At 70.6% G+C, this 7,828-nt stretch carries 8 protein-coding genes; 6 read left to right on the forward strand and 2 right to left on the reverse strand.

The features are described from left to right. Positions 1-170 precede the first annotated feature (170 nt). Both AC1MIR_RS08000 and AC1MIR_RS08005 read right to left on the reverse strand, forming a co-directional pair. Complete coding sequence (locus AC1MIR_RS08000) at positions 171-656, reverse strand: Hsp20/alpha crystallin family protein (protein WP_480027647.1); 486 nt, start codon at positions 654-656, stop codon at positions 171-173. A gap of 106 nt (positions 657-762) precedes the next feature. Then, positions 763-1,548 (reverse strand): SDR family NAD(P)-dependent oxidoreductase, encoded by a 786-nt coding sequence (locus AC1MIR_RS08005; protein ID WP_480027648.1) that lies wholly within the window; start codon positions 1,546-1,548, stop codon positions 763-765. A 38-nt stretch (positions 1,549-1,586) separates the two neighbouring features. Between AC1MIR_RS08005 and AC1MIR_RS08010 the strand changes: the two genes are divergently transcribed. The 6 genes from AC1MIR_RS08010 to AC1MIR_RS08035 form a co-directional block, all read left to right on the forward strand. Continuing rightward, entirely contained in the window at positions 1,587-2,489 is a 903-nt protein-coding gene (locus AC1MIR_RS08010) for a YicC/YloC family endoribonuclease (protein WP_480027649.1), read from the forward strand. Beyond that, the gene (gene gmk, locus AC1MIR_RS08015; RefSeq protein ID WP_480027650.1) at positions 2,489-3,115 is read left to right on the forward strand and encodes a guanylate kinase; all 627 of its coding nucleotides are present in this window, start codon (positions 2,489-2,491) and stop codon (positions 3,113-3,115) included. The genes AC1MIR_RS08010 and gmk overlap by 1 nt, the downstream gene beginning before the upstream one ends. 13 nt (positions 3,116-3,128) lie before the next feature. Then, entirely contained in the window at positions 3,129-4,061 is a 933-nt protein-coding gene (locus AC1MIR_RS08020) for an AEC family transporter (RefSeq protein ID WP_480027651.1), read from the forward strand. Then, on the forward strand, positions 4,058-5,440 hold the full coding sequence (locus AC1MIR_RS08025; RefSeq protein ID WP_480027652.1) for an amidohydrolase family protein: 1,383 nt from the start codon (positions 4,058-4,060) through the stop codon (positions 5,438-5,440). Before AC1MIR_RS08020 ends, AC1MIR_RS08025 begins: the two co-directional genes overlap by 4 nt. Positions 5,441-5,501: 61 nt before the next feature. Then, positions 5,502-6,476 (forward strand): Bug family tripartite tricarboxylate transporter substrate binding protein, encoded by a 975-nt coding sequence (locus AC1MIR_RS08030; protein ID WP_480027653.1) that lies wholly within the window; start codon positions 5,502-5,504, stop codon positions 6,474-6,476. Positions 6,477-6,961: 485 nt separating this feature from the next. Continuing rightward, positions 6,962-7,828 (forward strand): hypothetical protein (locus AC1MIR_RS08035; RefSeq protein ID WP_480027654.1); only part of this gene is annotated, 867 nt, incomplete at its 3' end.

Genomic DNA, 7,828 nt, shown 5'->3' on the forward strand with positions numbered 1-7,828 from the left:
CTGTCGGGCAGCGCGAAGCCGGCGACGCCGGTGTGGATGCCGCAGACCAGCTGCCCGCGCGCGCGGCCCGCGGCGCGCGTCGGCCCGGGCGCGGGCGGGGGGGGGGGGGGGGCGGCGGCGCCGGCGGCGGGGGGCCGAGGGGGCGACCATGCGCCGCCCCCCCAACCGCGCTATTCGCCCCGCACCTCGATCCGCCGCGCCTGCGGCTTGGCCTGGGCCGGACGTGGGATGCGGATGTGCAGCACGCCCTTGTCGAAGCTCGCCTCGACCTTGTCGGCCTCCGGCTCGAAGGGCAGGGCGAAGCGGCGGAGATAGGTGCCGGACTGGCGCTCCAGGATGTGCCAGCGCTTCTCCTTGTCCTCCTCCGTCTTCTCGCTGCTGCGCTCGGCGCGCAGCGTGAGCACGTCGTCCTCGAGGTCGATCGCGACATCCTTCGGCGCGATGCCGGGCAGTTCGGCCGTCACTTCCAGCCCTTGCGGCGTCTCGGCCACATCCACCTTCGGCGTGAGCACGCCGGTTCCGGTGAAGGCGGCGGGCATCCCGCCCCATCCGCCCATCACCTGGTCGAACAGGCGGTCCATGCCACGGCGCAGCGACAGGAAGGGATCGTTGTCGCCGCGGGCGGGCTGGTTCGGATTGGAGGCGCTCGAGCTCATGGCATTGTCTCCGTGTGCTTCCGGCTGGCACCGGCCGCACGCGCTGAGGCGGGGCCGGGCGCGCCTCAATTGGGGCGCCCGAGCCGCCGCCGCGCCTTGACGCCGATCAATCCAGCGCCCGCTTGGCCGGAAGCCGGTTGAACATTGCGTGACGCAGCCCCGGCGGCAGCGCGCCCACCAGCCGCGCCGACAGGTAGAGCGGCAGCGGATAGGCCACCCGCACCCGCCCGCGCGCGATCCCGTGCAGCGTGCGCCGCGCCGCATCCGCCGCATCCATCAGGAAGGGCATCGGGAAGTCGTTGCGCGCGGTCATCGGCGTGCGGATGTAGCCCGGGCAGATCGCATGCAGCCTGACGCCGCGCGCGCGCTCCGTCGCGTCCAGCGCCTCCGCCCACCGCTGCACCGCGGATTTCGAGGCGCAATAGGCCGGCGCACCAGGTGCCGCGACGAAGGCGGCGATGGAGGCGATCACGGCCACGCGCCCGCGCACCCCGTCCGGCCCCGGCGCCTGCCGGGCCATCGCCTCGATCGCCGGCAGGGCCGTGTTGAGCACCCCCGTGACGTTCGTCGCGAAGATCCGCTGCGCCTGCGCCGCCGGCTCCGTCGCCCCGCCGGTGCCGCCGGAGATGCCGGCATTGGCGATCACCAGGTCGAGCCGCCCCGCCCCCCGCACCCAGGCCTCGGTCGCCGCGGCATCGGTCACGTCCAGCACCGCGGCCTCCACCCGCCCACCCCTTGCCCGGCAGGCCTCTGCCGCCGCCTCCAGCCGCGCCCCGTCGCGGCCCGAGAGGTGGAGCGTCACCCCCGGCGCCGCGCATGCCTCCGCCAGTGCCCGCCCGAGCCCCGAGGACGCCCCGGTGATCGCCACATCCCGCCACGGCCACGCTGCCACGCTTGCCCTCCTGCCCGCACGGGAGGACAAACCCGCCCATGAGCACGCTCGCCTCCATGACCGGCTTCGCCCGCGAAAGCGGCACGCTGCCGGACGGCACCTCCTTCGTCTGGGAGGTGCGGAGCGTCAACGGGCGGGGCCTCGACCTGCGGCTGCGCCTGCCGAACGGGCTCGATGCGCTGGAGCCCGCCCTGCGGGAGGCCGCGGCGAAGCGCCTGAAGCGCGGCAATGTCTCGGCGACGCTGACGGTGAAGCGGGAGGAACGCGCGCCGCGCCTGACGCCGGATCCCGCGGCACTCGACCAGGCGATCGCGCTCGCCCAGGCGGTGGCCCAGCGCCTCGGCGCCCCGCCGCCCCGCGCCGAGGCGATCCTCGGCCTGCCCGGCGTGCTGCGCGCCGAACAGGCCGAGCCCGACGAGGCGGCCGAGGAGGCGAAGCGCGGAGCGGTCCTCGCAGCCTTCGAGACCGCGCTCGCCGCGCTCGCCGCCGCCCGCGTGCGCGAGGGCGCGCAACTGACGACGATCCTCGGCGTGCTGCTCGACGAGATCGAGGCGCTGCGCGTGCAGGCCGGAAGCGAGGCGGCGAACCAGCCGGAAGCGCAGCGCCAGCGCCTGCTCGAGAATCTCGCGCGCATCCTGGGCGAGGGCGAGGTGCGCGCGCGCATCCCCGAGGAACGCCTGGCGCAGGAGGTTGCGATGCTCGCGCAGCGTTCCGACGTGCGCGAGGAGCTGGACCGCCTCGCCGCCCATGTCGCGGAAGCGCGCCGGCTGCTTGGCGCCGGCGACGCCGTGGGACGCAAGCTGGAATTCCTGACGCAGGAATTCGTCCGCGAGGCCAACACGCTGTGCAGCAAGAGCGCGAGCGTCGGCCTCACCCGCCTCGGGCTGGAACTGAAGGCCGCCATCGAGCGCCTTCGCGAACAATCGGCGAATGTCGAGTGATGGAAGCACGTCAACGCCGGGGCGTCTGCCTCGTCCTCTCCTCCGCGCCGGGCGTCGGCAAGACCAGCGTGTCGCGCGCGCTGCTGGAGATGGAGCCGGATCTCAAGCTCTCCGTCAGCGCCACCACCCGCGCCCGCCGCCCCGGCGAGCTCGACGGCGTGCACTACTTCTTCCGCTCGCAGGCCGAGTTCGACGCGATGGTCGAGCGGAACGAGCTGCTGGAATACGCCCGCTTCCTCGACCGCTCCTACGGCACGCCGCGCGCGCCGGTGGAGCAGGCGTTGGCCGAAGGCCGCGACGTGCTGTTCGACATCGAGTGGCAGGGCCATCTGCAGCTGCGCGAGAGGCTGCCGGGCGACGTGGTGGGCATCCACCTGCTGCCGCCCTCCCTCGACGAGCTGGAACGCCGGCTGCGCGGCCGCGCGCAGGAGAGCGAGGCGGAGATCGCCCGCCGCCTGGAGATCGCGCGCGCCGAGATCGCGCATTGGTCCGACTTCGACCATGTGCTGGTGAACCGCGACTTCGACCGCACGGTGGCGGAGGTGCGCGCCATCCTGCACGCCGCCCGCAGCACCCGCGCCCGCCAGCCCGGCCTGCCCGGCTTCGTCGCGGGGCTGCTGGGATAGGCGACGCCACGCGATGACCGCGCTGCTGGAGATCGTCACGCCGGTCTTCGCGCTGATCGCCCTCGGCTACGTCGCAGCGTGGCGGAAGATCCTGGATGACGCCGCCTTCAAGGGCATGACGCTCTTCGTCTTCGGCCTCGCCGCGCCCGCCCTGCTCTTCTCCGGCGGCACGCGGCCGCATGAAGGCGGCGGCGGCGCGGCCCTCGCGCTGCTCGGAACCTCCGTGGTCTTCTTCTTCGCGCTGATCCCCCTGGCGCAGCGCATGCTGAAGCTGACGATGGCGGAGGCCGCGGTCTTCGCGCTCTCCTGCGTCTTCGGCAACTCCGTGATGATGGGCGTGCCGATCATCATCTCGGCCTATGGCCAGGCCGGCGTGCCGCCGATGCTCGCGATCCTCGGCCTGCAGACGGTGATCGTGCTCGGCATGGCGACGATGATGATCGAGGTCGGCCTGAATGCCGCGGCGCCCTGGCGCCGCCTGGTGACGGCGACGCTGATGGGCATGGCGCGCAACCCCGTCGTGCTCTCGGTCTTCGCCGCGCTCGCCTGGAACCTGCTCGGCCTTCCCGTGCCGCCCGTGCTGCGCCGCACGCTCGATTTCCTCGGCGGCGCCGCGCCGCCGATGGCCTTGTTCTGCCTCGGCGGCGGTCTCGCCGGCATCGCGGCCAGCGCGATCTGGAAGGAGACGGCGGCGATCGTCGCCGCGAAGCTCTTCGTCTTTCCCGCCCTCGTCTTCGCGGCCGGCCGGAGCCTCGGCCTCGCGCCCATCGACCTGGCCGTGGCGGTGACCATCGCCGCGCTGCCGACCGGCGCCAACGCCTTCATCCTGGCGCGCCGCTACGCCACCGGCGCGGACCGCTCGGGCAGCGCGGTCGTCGTCTCCACCGCCCTCTCCGTGCTCACCATCTCGGCGCTGCTCGCGCATTTCCGGGGGACGCTGCCGTGACGCTGGTGATCGAGCCGGGCTGGGCCTGGGATGCGGAGGGCGGCCTGCGCCGCGGCGTGCACGTCATCGTGCGCGACGGCGCCATTGCAGACGTCGTCACCGAACGCCCGACGCTCGATGCGCGGCGCATCGCGGCCCCCGATGCGCTGCTGCTGCCCGGCCTGATCAACCTGCACAACCACGCGCTGTCGGCGCCGCTGTTCCGCGGCCTCGCCGACGACATCGCGCCGGGCGACCTGCCGGGCCACATCGTCTATTCGCTGCTCATGCCGCTCGGCGACGTCGCCGCCGCGACGATGACCGAGGAGGAGATCGGCGACGCGGCGGAGATGGCGCTGCTCGAGGGCCTGCGCAGCGGCATGACCGGCCTGCTGGATGTGTACCGCGTCGCGCAATGGCCCTTCATCGAGCGCGCGAAGCGCCTCGGCCTGCGCTCCTGGTCCTGCCCCTATACCTTCAGCGAGACCATCGGCATGACCGCCGAGGGCAAGGCCACCTACACCCCCACGCGCGAGACCGGATTCGAGGCGACGCTCGCCCTGTTCGACCGCTTCGACGAAGGCCCGCGCGGCGTCACGCGCGTGGGGTTCGGCCCGCATGGCCCGGATTCCAACACGCCCGAGCTGCTGCGGCGGATCGACGCCGCCGCGCGGGAGCGGCAGACCATCGTCTCCATCCACGCCGCACAGAACCCGATCGAGATCGCCCGCGTGAAGGAGCTCTTCGGCGTCGGCTCCATCGACCATCTCCGCAATCTCGGCCTGCTGCGGCCCGGCGTGGTGCTGGCGCATGGCATGTTCGCCACCGACGAGGAGTTTTCGATCGTTGCGCAGCACGGTGCCGCGCTGGCCTCCTGCCCGCTCGCCTTCGCGCGCTCCGGCCGCTTCGTGCCGCTTGCGCGGATGGAGAAGGCGGGGCTGCGCCTCGGCATCGGCACCGACGGCGTCACGCTCGACATGCTGGCCGAGATCCGCACCGCCTCGATCTTCGCAAAAGTGCAGTCCGGCACGCCGCATGGCCTCGCCGCGCCGCGCATCCTGCGCGCGGCCACGCGCGATTCCGTGCTTGCCTTGCAGCGCGACGACCTCGGGCTGATCGCGAAGGGGCAGCGCGCCGACCTGGTGATGTTCGACCTCGCCTCCTCGCGCTACCAGCCGGTCTGGGATCCGCTGAAGGCGCTGCTGACGAATGGCAGCGCCGCGGACCTCGTGCTCTCCATGGTGGAAGGCCGCGTGCTGCTGCGCGACGGCACGGTGATGACGGCCGATGCGGCCGCCGTCACCCGCCGCGGCCGCGCCGCGATCACCCGCGTGTGGGAGGAAGCCGCACGCCGCGGCGCCATCCCCGCCGGCATCGCCGCGCGCGGTCCCTTCGGTTGAGCTTTCCCCGCGGCCAAGGCCCGGCATAGGCTGGCGGCGTCAACCGCCGGAGAACGACGCGATGCCCCGCCTGCCCCGCCGCACGCTGCTGCTCGCCACGCTGGCGACGCCCGCGCTCGCGCAGTCGCGCCGCCCCTTGCGCATCATCGTCCCCTTCCCGCCCGGTGGCGGCGTGGACAGCCTGGGCCGCGCGCTGGCGGACCGGCTGGTGCCGCTGCTGGACCAGCAGGTGGTGGTGGAGAACCGCAGCGGTGGCGGCGGGCTGATCGGCGCCGATGCGGTGGCCAAGGCGCCGGCGGACGGCACCACCATCGGCATCATCGGCGCCGCCACGCTCTGCGCCGCGCCCTTCCTGCAACCCTCCATGCCCTTCGACGTGGCGCGCGACCTGCGCGCGGTGACGCAGATCACCGACAGCGCGGTGCTGCTGGCGGCGAATGCCCAGATCGCGCAGCAGCGCGGCTGGACCAGCCTCGGCGCCCTGCTCGACTGGGCGCACGCCAATCCCGGCGCCTTCCGCGTGGCGAATGCCGGCCCCGGCACCGTGACGCATCTGGCGATGTCGGCCCTCGTCGCGCAGTCGCGCGCCGACCTCACGCCGGTTCCCTATCGCGGCGGCGCCCAGGCCGCGACGGACCTGATCGCCGGCACCATCGAGGGCAGCGCCGATCTGCCGGCGACGCTGATCCCGCAGGCGGCCGCCGGCCGGGTGAAGCTGCTCGGCGCCACCTCCGGCCGGCGCATGGCGCTGCTGCCCGATGTGCCGGCCTTCGCCGAGACGCCGGGGCTGGAGGGTTTCGACATCCGCTCCTGGAACGCGATCATGGTGCCCGCGGCGACGCCGGAATCCGAGGTGACGCGCCTGCACGCAGCGATCCGCCAGGTCGGCAGCGCGCCCGACTTCGTCAGCGCCCTGCGCCCCTTCGGCTACGACGCCGTGGTGAGCGCCACCCCGGCTGCCGCCGTGCAGCTCATCCGCGACGAGACGCCGCGGTGGCAGCGCCTCGTGCAGATCTCCGGCGCCAAGGTGGAGTGAAGGCAGGGGCGGGGGGGGGGGGCCCCCCCCCCCCCCGCCCCCCGCGCCCCCCCCCCCCCGCGCCGTCGCCGACGCGCTGCACGATTGCCTGGCGCGCGCGCTGGTCGTCTTCATCCGGCATGGCGTGGCGGATGTGCGCCGCTGAGATGCGGCGCGTCGCGCCCGCCCATGCTCGGAAGGCAGGAACCGCCGGTAGGCATGGACGCTCTATCCCCGATGAGCGCGCAGCTTCGACCGGCGGAGGCGCCGCCCCCGGCGGCGCGCGGGCCTGACCGCGACACGGGCCCCGCCGGCGACGCGGAGCGGAGGATTTCTGGCTCATCGTAACCGCCGAGGAGTGAAGATGAGCCAGAAACCCCTCGCTCCTCAACGTCCGCGACCTGTCCCATAGAGGTCGACGCTGGACACCGTTGAAACGTTACGCTAGCCTATGTTGTAAAATGATGTTGTTCAGGAGGGCGACCTGTAGCGGGTCGGGTGCGTAAATGAGCAGCATTTCCGAGGCGGAATTTCGGGCTATTTTGCTTGGAACAGAACATGGCGGCAGTTCGGCAAAAATCTATGTTGTGAGCTACGCCGTTCCTGATGCACTTCTCGGAAAAAGCCCTGGCGGCAATAATAGTGCGTTCTCTTTTGGAGTTGTTCAACTCGACATAGGCTATTCAAAAGGACAAAAATCCGATGGCTATGCGGAGAAGACCTACAAGACTATTATAGCCAGAGCCCTTGCTGATAATATTATTGATGCCACTACGCACGATAGATTAGTTAATTACAGTGGAAAATCACGTTACGATCTGGACCCTGTTTTGAGTTTGACGTATCGAAATGATATGAAGTTGATGAACGAGAAGATATTTCCGACGTCTTGGGCAAAATCAATCGTTGATTCAGAGTCATCACGATACATTAATAACGATCTCGGTCCGGCGGTAAATGCATTCTTAGATGCAGTTGAGAGTAAATGGGGCAGCGCGTCAGTATTTCATTCGTCACACCAGGATTATCATACAGCCGTTGCTGCAATAGTATCGTTAAAAAATCGACATGGGAGCCTTCCCAATACAACGGAACATTTTATCAAAAATCAGCCTGAAGATCTTGCTGATGTTGAGGAATGGTTCAAGTTGGTGGACATTCAGGATATCAAAAATCATCCCGAGCGCTGGCGATTGGTGACGGTCGGCGGAAATCTATTTGATGAAGCCGACGATTCTTTGCTGTACAACGCGTCGATCAACGACGTGTCGGCGGAGGAGGGGAACAACCTCCGCTTCACGGTGAGCCTGGACAAGGCGGCCGAGAGCGACCTGCGCTTCAGCTACGAGACGCGGACCGGCACGGCCGGCAGC

It is taken from the genome of Falsiroseomonas sp. RANM36 (assembly GCF_056682175.1).

Coding starts and splice junctions, on each gene's coding strand:
- AC1MIR_RS08000 (WP_480027647.1), bottom strand. CDS start 656: ATGAGCTCGAGCGCCTCCAATCCGAACCAGCCCGCCCGCGGCGACAAC.
- AC1MIR_RS08010 (WP_480027649.1), top strand. CDS start 1,587: ATGAGCACGCTCGCCTCCATGACCGGCTTCGCCCGCGAAAGCGGCACG.
- gmk (WP_480027650.1), top strand. CDS start 2,489: ATGGAAGCACGTCAACGCCGGGGCGTCTGCCTCGTCCTCTCCTCCGCG.
- AC1MIR_RS08020 (WP_480027651.1), top strand. CDS start 3,129: ATGACCGCGCTGCTGGAGATCGTCACGCCGGTCTTCGCGCTGATCGCC.
- AC1MIR_RS08030 (WP_480027653.1), top strand. CDS start 5,502: ATGCCCCGCCTGCCCCGCCGCACGCTGCTGCTCGCCACGCTGGCGACG.